A 17,277-nucleotide genomic window follows, 5' to 3' on the forward strand; every position below is an offset into this window, starting at 1 on the left:
TATTCGCGATGCTGCGGGCATAATGCGAGCAACATCAGTCGCTAGCTAGGTTTGCGCCAAGGAAAGCGGTCCGCGCGATGCTCGTTTTGTGCGATTGTCCGCGCGCGATGGCCCTCCGCCTCGCCGGCAAGCGTCTGCGCCGGTAACGAATTATTTGCCATAGATGCGGCAAATGGGAAGCAAGCCTGATTCGGATTTTGCGATGAAACATACCTTTTTGCCGCGACTCGCGGCCTTCGTCCTGATCGCCGCCGCAGCAGCCATTCAACCGGCGGCGGCCCAATCCGGCGCGACCGGAACGGTCAAGTCCCAACATGGCGCTTGGGCTGTTGTCTGCGATCAACCGGCCGGTGCCTCCGGCGAACAATGCGCCCTGCTTCAGAACGTCGTGGCCGAAGACCGGCCCGAAGTCGGCCTGTCGATCGTAGCGCTGAAGACAGCGGACCAGCAGGCGCGCATTCTGCGTGTGCTCGCACCACTGGGCATTCTTCTGCCAAATGGTCTCGGGCTTTATGTCGACGGCAAGGATATCGGCAGAGCGCAGTTCGTGCGCTGCTTCCAGGACGGATGCTTCGCCGAGGTGATTCTCGCCGATGAATTGCTGCAAACGCTGTCCGCCGGCAAGATGGCGACCTTCATCGTCTTCCAGACGCCCGAACAGGGCATTGGCATCCCGGTGGACCTCGACGGCTTCAAGGAAGGCTTCGCCGCCCTGCCATGATCGCAGGCCGGCGCGAGCGGCGGCATGGCTATCCACTCCTGTCCTTCAGCCGTTGGCATGCGGCTCCCGCGCTCTTATGTCGTGGCTTCGAACCTTTCGACCAAGGAGCCTTCATGACCGCGTCGCTTATCGAGCGCTTCGACATTTCCCGAGCCGAGATCGACGCGATCCTGGGCGAAACGCTTCGCGGCGCGGACGATGGCGAATTGTTCCTTGAATATCGCGAATCGGAATCGCTGGTCTTCGACAACGGCCGCCTCAAGGCCGGCAATTTCTCGACCGATCAGGGTTTCGGGCTGAGAGCCGTCGCGGGCGAAGCAGTCGGCTACGCCCATGCCGGTGACTTTTCCGACGCCGCTCTGAGACGCGCGGCCCAGGCCGTTTCGGCGGTCAAGACCGGCCATCGCGGGACCTATGCCGAGCCGCCCACCGGCACCAACCACAGGCTTTATGGCGACGAGAACCCGATCCCCTCGCCGGGTTTCGAGGCGAAGGTCAGGCTTCTCCAGGACATCGACGCCTACGTGCGGGCCAAGGGCGATGATGTGCGCCAGGTCTCCGTGACGCTCGGCTCGCAATGGCAGACGGTCGAGATCCTGCGCGCCGACGGACGCCTGGCCAAGGACGTTCGGCCGCTGGTGCGAATCAACGTGTCGGTCGTCTGCGGCAAGGACGACCGACAGGAATCGGGCTCCTTCGGCGCTGGGGGACGCACCGGCTTCGGCGAGTTCATGCTCACCGACACGTGGCAGGGCATTGCCGACGAGGCGCTGCGCCAGGCCCGGGTCAATCTCAGTGCCGTTCCCGCCCCCGCCGGCACCTTCGACATCGTGCTCGGCTCCGGCTGGCCGGGCGTCATGCTGCACGAGGCGGTGGGCCACGGCCTGGAGGGCGACTTCAACCGCAAGAAGACGTCCGCCTTCTCCGGCCTGATGGGCAGCCAGGTGGCGGCCAAGGGCGTCACCGTTGTCGACGACGGCACCATCGCCGAGCGGCGGGGCTCACTGACGATCGACGACGAAGGCACGCCGACCAACCGGACCGTGCTGATCGAGGACGGCAAGCTCGTCGGCTACATGCAGGACCGCCAGAACGCCCGGCTGATGGGGATGGCGGCCACCGGCAACGGCCGGCGCCAATCCTACGCCCATTCACCCATGCCGCGCATGACCAATACGATGATGCTGGAAGGGCCGCACACGCCGCAGGAAATCATCGCCTCGGTCAAGGACGGCGTCTATGCCGTCTCCTTCGGTGGCGGCCAAGTCGACATCACCAGCGGCAAGTTCGTCTTCGGCTGCACCGAGGCCTACCGGATCCGCGACGGCAAGGTCGAGGAACCGGTGAAGGGCGCGATGCTGATCGGCAACGGACCTGAGGCGATGCACCGGGTGTCGATGATCGGTAACGACGTCGCCCTCGACACCGGGATCGGCATGTGCGGCAAGAACGGCCAGGGCGTGCCCGTCGGCGTCGGCCAACCGCATCTGCGCATGGATCAAGTGACGGTCGGCGGCACCGAGGCCTAAAGGGCACTTCATTCCTCAGAGCGGAACTATAACTTCGGGCATGAGACTATATTTTTCATCGGCCGCGCCGGGCCGACTTCGACGAGGCAGCCGAAACCCTTGCGCCGCTCTTCCATCCTCATCCTGACCGGCGCCGGCATCTCCGCCGAGTCCGGCGTCGAAACCTTCCGCGACAAGGGCGGGGTCTGGTCGCGGGTGAGACTGGAGAATGTGGCGACGCCGGAGGGCTTCGCCCGCGATCCGGCGATGGTACACGCGTTCTACAATGCGCGCCGCGCTGGGCTCTCCACGGTCGAGCCCAATGCGGCCCATCATGCCCTCGCCAAGCTGGAACGCGTCCATGACGGCGCCGTCACGCTGGTCACACAGAATATCGACGATCTGCACGAACGCGCCGGCTCGCGAAATATCGTCCATATGCATGGCGAGCTCACCAAGGCGTTCTGCGCGACCTGCGGCGCCCACTCGGTTGCGGACGGTGATTTGCGCGTCGATCTGGCCTGTGCCGCCTGCGGGCATGCCGGCGGCATGCGCCCGGACGTCGTGTGGTTCGGCGAGATTCCCTATCACATGGACGACATCTACAAACGCCTTCTGGCCGCCGATCTGTTCGTTTCCATCGGCACCAGCGGCGCGGTCTATCCAGCCGCGGGCTTCGTCGCCGAGGCGCGTGCCGCCGGAATCCACACCCTGGAACTCAATCTCGAGCCATCGGACGGCACGCCGCTTTTCGACGAGGCCCGTCACGGCAAGGCAAGCGTCCTGGTGCCGGAATTCGTGGCCGAAATCCTCTCCGGGACCTGACGCGACGGCCGTCTTGGTCTCAATACAGAATACCCGCCGAGCAGGCGGCGGCCGCTACGGATACAACCGTTCGACGCTCCAGGGCGTGCCTGGCCCCTCCCGCCGGAAGACTGCCCGGTCATGCAAGCGAAACTGGCCATCCTGCCAGAATTCGATCTGCGTCGGCACCAGACGGAATCCCGACCAGTGCGGCGGTCTCGGGATAGGAGCGTCGCCATATTGAGCGTCGAGTTCAGCGACCCGGCGCTCCAGCAGCGCCCGGCTTTCGAGCGGCCGTGACTGGTGCGATGCCCACGCACCGACCCGGCTGCCACGCGGCCGTTCGGCAAAATAAACATCGGCCTCGGCGTCGCTGACGATCTCGACCGTCCCGCGCAGCCGCACCTGACGGCGTAGCGACTTCCAATGAAAGCACATGGCGGCCTTGCGGCTAGCCAGAATCTGCCGGCCCTTGGCGCTTTCGAAATTGGTGTAGACGACGAAGCCCCGCTCATCGAACCCCTTCAGGAGCACCATCCTGACATCCGGCAGCCCGTCTTCGTCGACACTGGCCAGCGCGGTCGCGCCCGGATCATTCGGTTCAGCTTCGCCGGCCGCCTCCAGCCATGCGGAGAACAAGGCATAGGGATCGTCTCCGACCGGTGTTTCACCAAGGGTTAATAGTTCCTTCGCCATATTGAACCTGACTTACCTTTTCGGAACACCTTGCCGAATCGCGCGCAGCGACCTTAGACATAAGAGATTGATGGCACCGTTCAAAACTCTTTCAGTGACCGCGCTTCTACTCGGCCTTGGCGGATGCGTCGTGGCGGGACCGGGATATGGCGACATGGTGGATGAAAGTCTCATCACCGGCTCTATTGCGCCGGCGGTCAAGGCTGCGCCAGCCCAGATTTCCGAAGCGCCGGACCAGGTCTCGGACCAGCGCACGGTGCGCAACGCCGTCTCCGCGGCGGATATCGAGGGCGCCGGCGGGCGTTACGCCTGGGCTAACCCGCAGACTGGCGCCAGCGGCGTCATAACAGCGCTGCAGGAAGTGCGTGCGGGACGGCAGATCTGCCGGAAATTCCAGACCTCCCGCCAGCGCTTCGACGGCATCGCCCTCTACAATGGCGAGGCTTGCACGATTGGCGAAGGCGAATGGGCGCTCGTGCGGTTCGACGAAAATCGCTAACTTGCCTTTGTCGGCTTACGGTTCGCCCTTAAATTTCCCACCTCCCGCCTACATATAGGCTTCTGGCGCGGCTTGGCCGCTGTCCGTCGTTCCACATTCGTCCGCATCGTGAAGGACCCATTGCCTCATGCGCGATCCTTACGCCGCTCTTGGCGTCGCAAAATCCGCGAGCGAGAAGGAGATCAAGTCGGCCTTCCGCAAGCTCGCCAAGCAGTATCACCCGGACGCCAACGCGAAGGATCCCAGCGCTGCGGCGCGTTTCAACGAAGCCAACCAGGCCTACGAGATTCTCGGTGACAAGGAGAAGCGGGCGCAATTCGACCGCGGCGAGATCGATGCCGAAGGCAAGCCGAAATTCCAGGGCTTCTCCGGCTTCGGCGGAGGCACTGGCGGCAGTCCGTTCGCCGGGCGGCGTGCCGGCCAGCCGGGAGGATTTGAATTCCGCTCCTCGGGTCGGGCGGAGGATTTCGGCGCGGAGAGCGCGTTCTCCGACTTCTTCGAACAGGCATTCCGTGGCGCGGGTACCGGCACGGGTGGCGATCGCGGCGGGTTTTCGGCGGCGCGCGAAGCGGCGGCCAAGGCTCCCGACATCAAGGCCAATCTCAGGGTGCGGCTTGCCGACATCGTCTCGAACGAAAAGGTCGAGGCCATCTTCCCGAACGGGAAGCGGTTGGCGATCCGGCTTCCCGATGGCGTCGAGGACGGGCAGACCATCCGGCTGAAGGGACAGGGCCAGCCGGCGGTCTATCCGGGCGGAGCGGCCGGAGACGCGCTCGTGACCATCAATGTCGCCGCGCATCCGCGTTTTCGGGTCGAGGGGCGCGATCTCGTGCACGATCTGCCGGTTCCGCTGAAGACGGCGGTGCTCGGCGGCAAGGTCGAGGTCGAGACGCTGGACGGGCGGATCGCCCTGTCGATCCCGGCCTGGACCGATTCCGGCAAGACCTTCCGTCTTCGCGGCAAGGGCCTGACCACCAAGTCCGGCGGGCGGGGGGATCTTTTCGCCACGGTGCGGGTCATGTTGCCGACCGGCGATCACGAACTCGAGGACTTGCTGAGACAGCGGGCCGAAAGCGAGAACGCGGCTGGCTGACCGGCCGTGTTGCCATGGGTTCATCAAGCGGGTGCGCGGAACGGCCGGACGCCCTGCGCTTGATGGTCGGGCGGGCCTATGTCATACCCGCCGCCGCAAAACTATCGATTGCCAAGACATGCAAGGGAACAACGCCATGGCCCAGTCGACCAGCCTGATGGACGGCAAGCGCGGCCTTGTCATGGGTGTTGCGAACAACCGCTCGATCGCTTGGGGTATCGCCAAGGCGCTTGCCGCGCAGGGAGCCGAGATCGCGCTGACCTATCAGGGCGATGCCTTGAAGAAGCGCGTCGGGCCGCTCGCCGACGAGATCGGCGCCGTTCTTGCCGGACATTGCGACGTGACCGACGAGACTACAATCGACGCCGTCTTCGCCGATGTCGAACAGCGCTGGGGCAAGATCGATTTCCTCGTTCACGCCATCGCCTTTTCAGACAAGGACGAGCTGACCGGACGTTATGTCGAGACGTCGCGGGAAAACTTCCGCAAGACGATGGACATTTCGGTCTATTCGCTCACCGCAGTCGCGGCGCGAGCGGAAAAGCTGCTGGTCGATGGTGGATCAATCCTGACGCTGACCTATTACGGCGCTGAGAAGGTGATGCCGCACTACAACGTGATGGGCGTCGCCAAGGCCGCTCTGGAGGCATCTGTTCGCTATCTCGCCGTCGATCTCGGCAAGCAGGCGATCCGGGTCAACGCCATCTCGGCCGGGCCGATCAAGACGCTGGCCGCCTCGGGTATCGGCGATTTCCGCTACATTCTCAAGTGGAATGAGTACAATTCGCCGCTCAAGCGCACCGTGACCACCGACGAGGTCGGTCAGTCGGCGCTGTATCTCCTGTCCGACATGTCACGCGGCGTCACAGGGGAAGTTCACCATGTCGATTGCGGTTACCACACCGTCGGCATGAAGGCGGTGGATGCGCCCGATATTTCCGTGGTGAAGGACCTTCCCTAGAGCGCCGTGCGGGTGATCGGACGGATAAAGGACGCTCTAACACCTCATCGAGCATCGGCATGATCCAAAAACCGGATTCCACTTTTTGGTCCGCTGCTCCAGGTGCCGACCGGCGGCGTCACGGCTGACCATGGCGCTCCCGGACCTTTATCTTTGCCGCCACGGCCAGACCGACTGGAATGCAGAAGGCCGTCTGCAGGGTCAGGAAGATGTCCCTCTCAATGCTCTCGGCCGCGCCCAGGCGAAGCGCAATGGCCGCTATCTGCGCAATGTCCTCGGCAAGGGCGCGCGGAAATTTCGTTTTCTATCGAGCCCGCTCTCCCGCGCCGCCGAAACGATGCGGATCATCCGCTCCGAGCTTGGTCTGGATGCCGACGACTTTGCCACGGACGGACGCTTGGTCGAGTTGCATTTCGGCGACTGGCAGGGATCGACCATCAAGGAAGTCCGTGCCCGCGATCCAGAGGGGATCGCGGCGCGCAAGGCCCACAAGTGGAATTTCGTGCCGCCCGGTCCCGATGCGGAATCCTACGCGATGCTCGCTGAGCGCGTGCGACCTGTCTTCGACGCGTTGACCGAGCCAACCATCGTCACCGCCCACGGCGGCGTCACGCGCAGCTTTCTAAACATCTACAACGATCTCGCCACCGACGAGGCATCGCATGTCGGGATCCCACAGGACCGCATCCTGCATTATCGCGAGGCGGTCGTCAGTTGGGTCTGAATTGGCTCCCGGTCAGCCGACATCCACCAGATGCATGTTTCCCGGCTCATCGAAGATCAGCACGACGCTCATGCCGGGCAGAACGGCCTCATAGTCGAAATGCTCCGGCAGGTCGTAGGTCTGCCCGTCGCTCAATTTCAGCTGCGCGCGCTCCCGATCGATCGATTCGATCGTGCCATCCACCTCCTGCGCCATCGACGGGATCGTCATTGCAACGGTTAGGAAGGACGTTGCGAAAAATGCGAGAATTTTCCTGGTCACGGCTTGCCCTCGTAGCGTTGTCGGTCCGTGCGCGCTCGCATTTGAATATTTGCGCGGTGGCGGGCCACGCCGGCAGGGCCCGAAGCACCTCGCCGACCAGGCAAATCTCACCCCGGATTGTGTCAATTCTCGTACCGTCTCGTTACGTTTGATGTCGATCGGTTGCATTTGACGGAGTTGGTTAAGCTAACGTAAGCGGACTGGGCGCAAGCCTCTTCTTCCGGCGGAGTTTCATGTCTCACAACAGTTTCGGTCATCTGTTCCGCGTCACCACCTGGGGCGAAAGTCACGGCATCGCGATCGGCTGCGTCGTCGATGGAACGCCGCCGGGAATCCGCTTCTCGGAAGCCGAGATCCAGTCGTTTCTGGACAAGCGCCGTCCGGGCCAGTCGCGCTACACGACCCAGCGCCAGGAGCCGGACCAGGCGCGCGTTCTGTCCGGCGTCATGCCGGGCGACAGCGAGGGCGAACTGGTCTCGACCGGCACCCCGATCGCGCTGGAAATCCAGAATGTCGACCAGCGTTCGAAGGACTATTCCGACATCGCCCGGCGCTACCGCCCTGGTCATGCCGACATCACCTACGATATGAAATACGGCGTCCGCGACTATCGCGGCGGTGGCCGCTCCTCGGCCCGCGAGACCGCGACGCGGGTCGCGGCCGGTGCCATTGCACGGCGCATCGTACCCGGCCTCCTCGTGCGCGCGGCTCTGGTGCAGATCGGCACCATCGCCGTCGACCGCGAGCGCTGGGACTGGGCCGAGGTCGATCGCAACCCGTTCTTCTGCCCGGACGCGGAAACCGCCGAGCGCTGGGCAGAACATCTCGATGCCGTCCGAAAAAAGGGCTCGTCGGTCGGGGCGGTCGTGGAGGTCGTGGCCGAAGGCGTTCCGGCCGGCCTCGGCGCGCCGGTCTACGGCAAGCTCGACAGCGACATCGCCGCGAACCTCATGTCGATCAACGCGGTCAAGGGCGTCGAGATCGGTGACGGCTTTACGGCCGCGACGCTGAGCGGTGAGGACAACGCCGACGAAATCCGCATCGGTGCCGACGGCCAGCCGCAATTCCTGTCCAACCATGCGGGCGGCGTTCTCGGCGGCATCTCCACCGGCCAACCGGTGGTGGCGCGCTTCGCGGTCAAGCCGACCTCGTCGATCCTGACGCCGAAGCGCTCGATCAACGCCGATGGCGAGGAAGTCGACGTGATGACAAAGGGCCGCCACGACCCTTGTGTCGGAATCCGCGCGGTTCCGATCGGCGAGGCCATGGTCGCCTGCGCGATCGCCGACCATTATCTGCGCCATCGCGGCCAGACCGGACGCGGGTAAGCGGATGCGCAGGGACGCGCCCGCCACGAAATCACGCCGTTGGGCCTGGTTCACCACCGGCCTGTCGAACGCCGTCCTGTTCGCCGCGACGCTGTCGCCACTGCTGGCGGCCGAGCGCCTCACGGATGGCGACATCGCCACATCGGCCAGCGGCGACATCGCAGTTGCCTGGTTCGCCCGCCCGACCACGCGCTATGCCCACGGAATTCTCGGCGACGCGATCGAGGCCGGCTCGCTGGTGGCAAAGACGCACGATGGCCGGACGATCGAAGCGGTTCTTCCAGAGACCCAGGTCTTCGAGGATCTGACGCCGCGCCTTGTGGACCTCGACGGTGACGGCCGCAACGAGGTCGTCGTCATCCGCTCCGATGTCACAAAGGGGGCCGCGCTGGCAGTTTACGGACTGGTCGACGGACAATTGGTCGAGCGCGCCGCGATTCCGCCGATCGGCCGGCCAAGCCGCTGGCTGAACGTCGCGGCCACCGCCGATCTCGATGGGGACGACCGTCCGGAAATCGCGATCGTGACAACCCCGCATATCGGCGGCACGTTGCAAATTTATGCTTGGCAAGAGGGCAAGCTGCGCCTGCGCGCCAGCCGGTCCGGCTACAGCAACCATGTCATCGGCTCGCGCGATCTCGATCTGGCGGAGGTCGTGAGCCTCAAGGGCGCGCCGGCGCTGATCCTGCCGAATGCCGAGCGCACGGCGCTGGAGGTCGTGCGCCTTGGGTCCGATGCAATCACGCTTGTCGCTCGGGTCGCGCTTGCGTCACGGGCGGTCGGACACCTTCGGCTCAGCGCCGACGGCGAGGCGGTCGAGCTCCGGCTAGAGGACGGGGGAACGGTGCGAACCAGCCTGACACAGGTAGAGAATTGATCCGCAGGACAAAGGCGCTAGCTCGTAGATTATGACAACCCGACTTTACCACCATCCGATCTTCGTCGAGCACCTGACCGGCGCGGGTCATCCTGAGCGGCCGGACCGCATGAAGGCGGTCGCCGCCGCCTTGGAAGACGAGGCGTTCCAGCATCTCGACCGGGTCGAGGCGCCGGAGGGAACGCTGGAAGCGATCTATCGCTGCCATCCGGAAGCCTTCGTCCGCAAGATCGCCACGGCGATCCCGGACGAGGGCCTCGCGCGCATCGATAACGATACGATCGTCAGCCCGAAGAGTTTTTCCGCCGCATTCCATGCCGTCGGTGCCGCCATGGCCGGCGTCGACGACGTGATGTCGGGTGCGGCAGACAACGTCTTTGTCGCGTCGCGGCCGCCAGGTCACCACGCTGAATCGAGCACGGCGATGGGTTTCTGCCTGTTCAACCAGGCCGCCATCGCCGCCCGCCACGCCCAGGCGGCGCACGGTCTCGAACGGGTGGCGATCGTCGATTGGGATGTCCACCACGGCAACGGTTCGCAGGAAATCTTCTGGTCGGATCCCTCGGTTCTCTATTGTTCCACGCATCAGATGCCGCTCTATCCGGGCACCGGCGCCAAGGACGAGACCGGCGCCGGCAACATCGTCAACGCCCCCTTGTCCGCAGGCGACGGCGGTTTGGCGTTCCGCGAGGCGTTCGCGTCGCGCATCCTGCCGGCGCTGGAGGCGTTCCAACCCGATCTCATCATCATCTCGGCCGGCTTCGACGCCCATCGCCGCGATCCGCTGGCCAATCTCATGCTGGAGGCGTCGGACTTCGACCAGGCGACGGCGGAACTGATGGCCATCGCCGACAAGCATTGCAACGGCCGGCTTGTGAGCATCCTCGAAGGCGGCTACGACCTCGAGGGGCTCGCCGTCTCGACCACCGCCCACGTCAAACGGCTGATGACCGGCTGACGCCGTACGCTCCGATAAGCTCGAAAGACGCGAACCCCATGGCAGACATCGACGAGGCCACCCTTCCGGCCGACGATTCCGACATCAAGCGGATGAGCTTCGAGGACGCGCTCGCGGCGCTGGAGCGGATCGTCTCGGATCTCGAACGCGGCGATGTCCCGCTGGACCGCTCGATCCGCATCTATGAGCGCGGCGAGAAGCTGAAGAACCATTGCGACCGGCTGTTATCGGCGGCCGAGGACAAGGTCGAGAAGATCAAGCTGAACCGGCAGGGCAAGCCGGTCGGGACGGAGCCGCTCGATCCCGGCTGACGGGCCGATCACGGGCCATCGGCTGCGCGCCCTCGCGCTTCTCCTAGCAGGCGCGCGACCGAAATTCAGTTGTCTCCAGTGGGTTGAACGGAGCAGGCTGGAACCAATTTAATCTGGATACGCGCCGCTCCAGCGCAACGACAAGACCTATGAGGTTTGCCAGTGCCCAACGAGTTGACGACACCGCTGCTCGACCAGATCGCCTCGCCGGCAGACCTTCGCCGGTTCAAGGAGAGCGAGCTGCGGCAGGTCGCCGACGAGTTGCGGGCCGACCTGATCGACGCGGTGTCGAAGACCGGCGGGCACCTCGGCGCCGGTCTCGGCGTCGTCGAACTGACTGTCGCCCTTCATTACGTCTTCGACACCCCGGACGACCGGCTGATCTGGGATGTCGGCCATCAGGCCTATCCGCACAAGATCCTCACCGGCCGGCGTGAGAAGATGCGCACGGTGCGCCAGGAAGGCGGGCTGTCGGGCTTTGCCAAGCGCACCGAAAGCGAATACGACCCCTTCGGCGCCGGCCATTCCTCGACATCGATCTCGGCCGGCCTCGGCATGGCGGTGGCGCGCGATCTCGCCGGCGGCACCAACAACGTCGTGGCGGTGATCGGCGACGGCGCGATGAGCGCCGGCATGGCCTATGAGGCGATGAACAATGCCGGCGCGCTCGACGCCCGCCTCATCGTCATTCTCAACGACAACGACATGTCGATCGCCCCGCCGACCGGCGCGATGAGCGCCTATCTCGCCCGCCTCGTCTCCGGCAAGACCTACCGGACCCTGCGCAACCGCGCGAAATCGCTGAGCCAGCATCTGCCGGACTTCATGCGCGAGGGCGCCCGCAAGACCGAGGAATACACCCGCGGCTTCTTTACCGGCGGCACCTTGTTCGAGGAGCTCGGCTTCTACTATGTCGGCCCGATCGACGGCCACGATCTCGATCACCTCCTGCCGGTGCTCAAGAACGTCCGCGACGCCCAGACCGGGCCGATCCTCGTCCATGTCGTCACCCGCAAGGGCAAGGGCTACGCGCCGGCCGAGGATTCCGACGACAAATATCACGGCGTTTCCAAATTCGACGTCATCACCGGCGCCCAGGCGAAATCCAAGGGCAACGCGCCGAGCTACACCAGCGTCTTTGCAGAAACGCTGATCCAGGAGGCACACGAGGACGACAGGATCGTCGCCGTCCATGCCGCCATGCCGGACGGCACCGGCCTCGACAAGTTCGGCGCCGTCTTCCCGGCCCGCACCTTCGACGTCGGCATCGCCGAGCAGCACGCGGTCACCTTCTGCGCCGGCCTCGCCTCGGAGGGCTACAAGCCGTTCGCGGCGATCTATTCCACCTTCCTGCAGCGCGCCTACGACCAGATCGTCCACGACGTCGCGATCCAGAAGCTCCCCGTGCGCTTTGCCATCGACCGCGCCGGCTATGTCGGCGCCGACGGGCCGACCCATGCGGGCGCCTTCGACACCGGCTTCCTGTGCCCCCTGCCCGGCATGGTGGTGATGGCCGCCGCCGACGAGGCGGAACTGCGCCACATGGTCCGCACCGCCACGCTTTACGACGACGGGCCGATCTCCTTCCGCTATCCGCGCGGCAACGGCACCGGCGTCGACCTGCCCGAGCGCGGCGAGGCGCTCGCCATCGGAAAGGGCCGCATCGTCAAGGAAGGCACCAAGGTCGCTATCCTCTCCTTCGGCAGCCGGCTCGCCGACAGCTTGGCTGCGGCCGAGGAACTCGACACCTTCGGCTTGTCGACCACCGTCGCCGACGCCCGCTTCGCCAAGCCGCTCGACGCCGATCTGATTGCGCGCCTCGCCCGCGATCACGAGGTGCTGATCCTGGTCGAGGAAGGGGCGAGCGGCGGCTTCGCCACGCAAGTCCTTGGACATCTGGCGGTGCGCGGCCTCCTCGATCACGGGCTCAAGGTGCGGCCGCTGACGATGCCGGACCGCTTCGTCGACCACGCCGCGCCGGAAGCGATGGTCAAGACCGCCGCCCTCGACCGCAAGGGCATCGTCGACGCCGTGTTCCGGGCGCTCGGCGCCGAGGCCGAGCGGGTGCTGAAGGCATGAGGGAGTGGGGCGCCCACGCAAGTCATTCAATGCCAGCCTCTGTTTCACTAAAAGCGAACGTTTTCAGCATAGGCTGTGGATGGCCGTCGTCCCTTGCCCTGAGCAGCACAAAAAGATAGCCTTTCCTAGCACCCCGATGCGATCTTACCGTTGCTTTTTTAATCAGATAGGGGCGGTATCGTCGCGATGAAGTTGGTCGATCTTTTTTGCGGATCCGGTGGGTTCTCGTTGGGCGCTCATAGTTCGGGTTTCGAGGTTGCCGCAGCTTATGATATCGACAAGATCCTGACGTCCTCCTTCCCGAAAAATTTTCCTAACACCGAACTCTTCCATCGCGATGTGGCGACACTGTCCGGCAATGAAATCCGAGCAGCCGTAGCGGATGATATTACCGGAATTTTTGGCGGGCCACCCTGCCAGGGTTTCAGCGATATTGGGCGTCGGTCTAGCAATGATCCGCGTCGTGAGTTGCTCGGGCATTTTTTCCGGATTGTCTCGGAAATCGAGCCTTATTTTTTCGTGATGGAGAACGTACGCGGCCTGGCCTACGTCGACGCTTTGCCAGTGCTCGAAGGTGCACTGGCACTAGTGCTGCCTCGGTACGACGTGCTTGGGCCGCTAATCTGGGACGCCTCAGATTTCGGCGCAGCAACCAAGCGCAATCGCATGTTCGTGATCGGGGTTCGTAAAGATCTGAAGGCGCCGATCAATCGGCAAGCAGTCGAGAAGTTCAAACGTCCGGCAGCTACGGTCAAGGCGGCGATTTCCGATCTCGCATGTGCCCGTATGCTTCCTTCGTGCGACAGTTTTCCGGGTTTCGACCGATGGACGATTACGCGTCGGGGACTCCCCTCCGACTACGCTTTGCCGCTTCGATCTGACGACATGACTTTCACTGGGCACAGGCCGACGGTCCACTCACAGGCAGTTATCGACCGATTTGCATTGGTGAAACCTGGGGCGGTCGATCCGATTGGTCGTCATTCAAGACTAAAATGGGACGGCCAATGCCCGACGCTGCGCGCGGGGACTGGTGCGGACAAAGGATCTTATCAGGCCGTACGTCCAATTCACCCGGCAGAGAACCGCGTGATTACTGTTCGGGAAGCGGCGCGCCTCCAAGGCTTTCCAGACGCTCACATTTTCCATCCGACGGTTTGGCACAGCTTCCGAATGATTGGGAATAGCGTATCACCAATCATGAGCGCAGCCATTTTCAAGGCAATCCGCGCGCATCTCGGGCTGTTTTCCGCCAATTTCGGCGATAATGCGAACACAGGCACAAACAAGGCGGATCTATCTGAGGTTTTTTTCGTAGCTGCTGAGTAGATTTATGACAGATCGACTTTCTACTGACCGCAGGTCTTGGCTGATGTCGCGCGTATCGTCTAAGGACACGGCCCCCGAAATACGAGTGAGATCGGCCGCGCACCGCCGCGGACTACGCTTCCGCATCCACCGACGCGACCTCCCAGGCTCGCCCGATCTTGTATTTCCAAAGCGGCGGCTGGCGATATTTGTTCACGGATGCTTTTGGCACAGACACCCTGGTTGCCGGAAGGCATCGACGCCAAAGTCAAACATTGCGTTCTGGCAAAAGAAATTCGCCCAGAACATCGAGCGAGATGAGCTATCTCGCAGGAAGCTTCAATCACTTGGATGGCAGGTGCTAACGATCTGGGAATGCGAGACGAAGAGGGAAGATACCCTGTATACTTTTCTGAAGGAGATCGAAAAGTATGGGAACTGATGAATCGATGGGCGACAAGAAGATGGTAGGTGGTGGCGAGACAATCGACGGCGCGCCAACGAAACGCTTCTTCGTGCAAATGCTCCCTCGGGATATCGAGCTTGACGACGCAATCCTCGATCTTGTCGATAATAGCGTCGACGGGGCGATGCGATCTAAACGCGAAGAATTAGAGACCACACGGCCATTCGAGGGATATCGCTGCGATCTGCAAATGGACGGCGATAGCTTCCGTCTTATAGATAATTGCGGAGGGATCCCGAACGCTTATCTCGGCCCAGCATTCCGCTTAGGGAGACCAAGCATTGAGTTAGACGGCGACCTTCCAACGATCGGAATGTACGGGATTGGAATGAAGCGCGCCATCTTCAAGATGGCGCGCGATGCTACGGTCACATCGCGCTCTTCGGAGAGGGCAGTGCGAGTTCGATACGACCCCGATTGGCTGGACCCGGAGTCGCCTGATTGGTTGCTGCAGATCGACGATATAGAGGACAACGGCGAGCGAGGCGTCGAAATCGCCGTAACGGACTTGCTGCCGGAGACCGCGAAGCGCTTCCGAGACGATACCTTCCTCGATGCCCTGCGAACCAAACTGGGTCAGCACTTCGCCTACATTATGGGCCGGGGATTTAGCGTCACGCTTAACGGACATCCAGTGTCGCCTGAGACGGTGCAACTTATTTTCTCCGAACAGGTGAAGCCTTATGATTTTGAGGCACAGGCGAACGGTGTCGAGATAAAAGTGACGCTGGGCTTTTTTCGAAACCTGACCCGGCAGTCAGAGCTTGAAGAGGCGACCGATCCCGATGAGGGAGAAGGCGTTGCCGCCGATGCTGCTGGTATCACGGTAATCTGCAACGAGCGTGTCGTCGTAATTTCGGACAGAACGACGATTACAGGATGGGGCATCGCAAGCACGCCGAGGTACCATCCCCAGTTCCGCGCGATAAGTGGCCTCATTATCTTCTCTGCGCTCGACGCCAAGCGTTTGCCAATTTCGACGACGAAGCGCGACTTGGATACGGATTCGGACGTTTTTCTTCCGGCACGAAACGCTGCAATGGAGGGTATCCGGCTATTCGTTGCGTTTACAAACAAGTGGAAGGGCAGCGAAGAAGACACCGACACCTTTTTGACAACAGGCAAACGCGTCGAAGCCCGGAGCATAAAATTGGCCGCGTCGGAGGATGGAAAAATAGTTCGTGGCTCGCCCTACGAAGCCAAGGTGTACCGGCCGACGCTGCCGACCCCCCCGTCAGCAAACACAAAACGGCGTGTGGCGTTCTCGAAGGATCGTGCCGAAATTGAGCGCCTCGGGGCGGAACTATTGGATGACGCCAAGGCCAAGCCCGGCGACGTCGGCGCGGCTGCCTGGGATCGCGTAGCGAATGAGCTTGTAAAGAAATGAGCGGCAGCGGTCTTCCCTATCGACTGCGCCCCAATAAATACGTTGATCGCGAACTTTTCGCGGAACTCGTGTCCGTCGCCGTCGCGCGCGAAGGCGCGGATAAATACGCCTATTTGTCCATGGGCGGGAGGCACCTCTCTGATCATCTTGCCGTTCTGCGGAGGGCAGGTCTCACCAAGTTCGTTTCGTTTGATATAGACCCGAACGTGGTTGCGAGACAGCGCTTCAATGCGGTGCTCCCGACTTCAATATGCGAGACTCTCCACAGCGGCGAATTGCCCTCGAAAATACAGGATTTTCTGGAACGTCTCGGCTCGGACCGGGCTATTGTTTGGCTTGACTATACGGAGCCGAAGCGTCGGGCTCAGTTGAAGGAAGTTGATGCGCTCGCGGCGGTTCTCCAGCCTGGCGACATGCTCCGGGTAACGTTGAACGCCGAATTCGCAACACTGGAAAGAAAGCGAGAAGCCCAACTGACTCCAGCGCAAAAAGAATTACCGATGGAGCGGAAAAGGGCCGTCATCCTAAAAAAGGAGTTGAATGATTATGTTCCCGGCTCCATTGAGCAGATCTCAAATGATGACATCGGCGTGGCCTTGGCGCGCTGCGTCGGACGGGCTTGTGAAATGGGTATTCGGAATTCGGGCGCCAACAGGGTCGCGGTGCCGATATTGCTGACCGATTACACCGACACCACTCGAATGGTGACGGTCACTGTCCTCTTCGCCAACGAGGCAGACGACGATATATTTGGCTTGCGTGGTTGGGTGCATACCGCACGCGATTGGAGCAATGTAGAGCGTCTGACGATACCGGATTTCTCGCCTCGAGAGCGTCACGCTCTTGACATGGTCGAACGAAACGAGGGGGCAACCCTCAATGACACCCTTGGTTTCGATTTCGATCCCGCTGACGTGGCAACTTACAGGCGCTTTAGACGATTTTTCCCACTGTTTCAGTCGGTTAGCGATTAGTTGTCCATTTAACCACCCAAACTGGACGTTCCGCTATCGACCCAACCGCTTCACCCTTCTAAAAAAATATCCCCACCCCTTTCCCCTCCCGCATACTCCCCTCACCGCCGGCCCGCGATCGGGCACGAATGATCACCGGGATCGTTCGGGGGCTGGCGGGCGGCGTCTGCGCTGCGGCCTCTTCCGGAGGGACCGCATCCCGGACGACCCGAGGTACTGCCGGCCCGTCGCCTACTACGGGGCGTCTGCGGATCGATCCGCTTGAGCTTGGCTTCGGCCTTGCGAAGAGTCGGCTGCCATTGGGGCCCTTGTCGCGTCGTCT

At 62.7% G+C, this 17,277-nt stretch carries 18 protein-coding genes; 16 read left to right on the forward strand and 2 right to left on the reverse strand.

Translation table 11 applies throughout. The features are described from left to right. Nucleotides 1-202: 202 nt before the first annotated feature. The 3 genes from ING15_RS13915 (at nucleotide 203) to ING15_RS13925 (ending at nucleotide 3,054) form a co-directional block, all read left to right on the forward strand. Nucleotides 203-721, forward strand: coding sequence for an invasion associated locus B family protein (locus tag ING15_RS13915; RefSeq protein WP_206455434.1), 519 nt, complete (start codon nucleotides 203-205; stop codon nucleotides 719-721). A 113-nt stretch (nucleotides 722-834) separates the two neighbouring features. Further along, the gene (tldD, locus tag ING15_RS13920) at nucleotides 835-2,250 is read left to right on the forward strand and encodes a metalloprotease TldD (RefSeq protein ID WP_206455435.1); all 1,416 of its coding nucleotides are present in this window, start codon (nucleotides 835-837) and stop codon (nucleotides 2,248-2,250) included. Nucleotides 2,251-2,349: 99 nt separating this feature from the next. Beyond that, nucleotides 2,350-3,054, forward strand: a complete 705-nt coding sequence (locus ING15_RS13925; RefSeq protein ID WP_206455436.1) for an NAD-dependent deacylase — start codon at nucleotides 2,350-2,352, stop codon at nucleotides 3,052-3,054. 54 nt (nucleotides 3,055-3,108) lie between these two features. Here the strand turns inward: ING15_RS13925 and pdxH are convergent, their stop codons facing one another. Next, nucleotides 3,109-3,729, reverse strand: coding sequence for a pyridoxamine 5'-phosphate oxidase (gene pdxH, locus ING15_RS13930; protein WP_206455437.1), 621 nt, complete (start codon nucleotides 3,727-3,729; stop codon nucleotides 3,109-3,111). A gap of 70 nt (nucleotides 3,730-3,799) precedes the next feature. Here pdxH and ING15_RS13935 point away from each other — a divergent pair, with 70 nt between their 5' ends. From ING15_RS13935 to ING15_RS13950, 4 genes are all read left to right on the forward strand, one after another. Further along, nucleotides 3,800-4,228 (forward strand): RT0821/Lpp0805 family surface protein, encoded by a 429-nt coding sequence (locus ING15_RS13935; protein ID WP_206455438.1) that lies wholly within the window; start codon nucleotides 3,800-3,802, stop codon nucleotides 4,226-4,228. 127 nt (nucleotides 4,229-4,355) lie between these two features. Next, nucleotides 4,356-5,321 (forward strand): DnaJ C-terminal domain-containing protein, encoded by a 966-nt coding sequence (locus ING15_RS13940; RefSeq protein WP_206455439.1) that lies wholly within the window; start codon nucleotides 4,356-4,358, stop codon nucleotides 5,319-5,321. Nucleotides 5,322-5,457: 136 nt separating this feature from the next. Then, on the forward strand, nucleotides 5,458-6,282 hold the full coding sequence (gene fabI, locus ING15_RS13945; RefSeq protein ID WP_206455440.1) for an enoyl-ACP reductase FabI: 825 nt from the start codon (nucleotides 5,458-5,460) through the stop codon (nucleotides 6,280-6,282). A gap of 130 nt (nucleotides 6,283-6,412) precedes the next feature. Continuing rightward, nucleotides 6,413-7,006, forward strand: coding sequence for a histidine phosphatase family protein (locus ING15_RS13950; protein WP_206455441.1), 594 nt, complete (start codon nucleotides 6,413-6,415; stop codon nucleotides 7,004-7,006). Nucleotides 7,007-7,018: 12 nt separating this feature from the next. Here the strand turns inward: ING15_RS13950 and ING15_RS13955 are convergent, their stop codons facing one another. After that, nucleotides 7,019-7,267 carry a DUF1344 domain-containing protein gene (locus ING15_RS13955; protein WP_206455442.1) on the reverse strand — a complete coding sequence of 83 codons (249 nt, stop codon included), beginning with the start codon at nucleotides 7,265-7,267 and terminating at the stop codon, nucleotides 7,019-7,021. 233 nt (nucleotides 7,268-7,500) lie between these two features. Between ING15_RS13955 and aroC the strand changes: the two genes are divergently transcribed. The 9 genes from aroC to ING15_RS14000 all read left to right on the forward strand — a co-directional run bounded on the left by aroC (nucleotide 7,501) and on the right by ING15_RS14000 (nucleotide 16,955). Next, nucleotides 7,501-8,595: a chorismate synthase gene (gene aroC / locus ING15_RS13960; RefSeq protein ID WP_206455443.1), complete on the forward strand. Its 1,095-nt coding sequence runs from the start codon at nucleotides 7,501-7,503 to the stop codon at nucleotides 8,593-8,595. 4 nt (nucleotides 8,596-8,599) lie between these two features. Continuing rightward, nucleotides 8,600-9,472 carry an FG-GAP repeat domain-containing protein gene (locus tag ING15_RS13965; RefSeq protein WP_206455444.1) on the forward strand — a complete coding sequence of 291 codons (873 nt, stop codon included), beginning with the start codon at nucleotides 8,600-8,602 and terminating at the stop codon, nucleotides 9,470-9,472. A 31-nt stretch (nucleotides 9,473-9,503) separates the two neighbouring features. Continuing rightward, the gene (locus ING15_RS13970) at nucleotides 9,504-10,430 is read left to right on the forward strand and encodes a histone deacetylase family protein (protein ID WP_206455445.1); all 927 of its coding nucleotides are present in this window, start codon (nucleotides 9,504-9,506) and stop codon (nucleotides 10,428-10,430) included. A gap of 38 nt (nucleotides 10,431-10,468) precedes the next feature. Then, nucleotides 10,469-10,741, forward strand: a complete 273-nt coding sequence (locus ING15_RS13975) for an exodeoxyribonuclease VII small subunit (RefSeq protein WP_206455446.1) — start codon at nucleotides 10,469-10,471, stop codon at nucleotides 10,739-10,741. 162 nt (nucleotides 10,742-10,903) lie between these two features. Beyond that, nucleotides 10,904-12,820, forward strand: a complete 1,917-nt coding sequence (gene dxs, locus ING15_RS13980) for a 1-deoxy-D-xylulose-5-phosphate synthase (protein ID WP_206455447.1) — start codon at nucleotides 10,904-10,906, stop codon at nucleotides 12,818-12,820. Nucleotides 12,821-13,006: 186 nt separating this feature from the next. Beyond that, complete coding sequence (locus tag ING15_RS13985) at nucleotides 13,007-14,149, forward strand: DNA cytosine methyltransferase (protein WP_206455448.1); 1,143 nt, start codon at nucleotides 13,007-13,009, stop codon at nucleotides 14,147-14,149. A gap of 4 nt (nucleotides 14,150-14,153) precedes the next feature. After that, nucleotides 14,154-14,570 (forward strand): very short patch repair endonuclease, encoded by a 417-nt coding sequence (locus ING15_RS13990; RefSeq protein WP_206455449.1) that lies wholly within the window; start codon nucleotides 14,154-14,156, stop codon nucleotides 14,568-14,570. Next, nucleotides 14,560-15,981, forward strand: a complete 1,422-nt coding sequence (locus ING15_RS13995; protein WP_206455450.1) for an ATP-binding protein — start codon at nucleotides 14,560-14,562, stop codon at nucleotides 15,979-15,981. The genes ING15_RS13990 and ING15_RS13995 overlap by 11 nt, the downstream gene beginning before the upstream one ends. Beyond that, nucleotides 15,978-16,955: an O-methyltransferase gene (locus ING15_RS14000; protein WP_206455451.1), complete on the forward strand. Its 978-nt coding sequence runs from the start codon at nucleotides 15,978-15,980 to the stop codon at nucleotides 16,953-16,955. Before ING15_RS13995 ends, ING15_RS14000 begins: the two co-directional genes overlap by 4 nt. Nucleotides 16,956-17,277: the final 322 nt, after the last annotated feature.

This window comes from Aurantimonas marina, assembly GCF_017183135.1.
Taxonomy (GTDB): Bacteria; Pseudomonadota; Alphaproteobacteria; order Rhizobiales; family Rhizobiaceae; genus Aurantimonas; species Aurantimonas marina.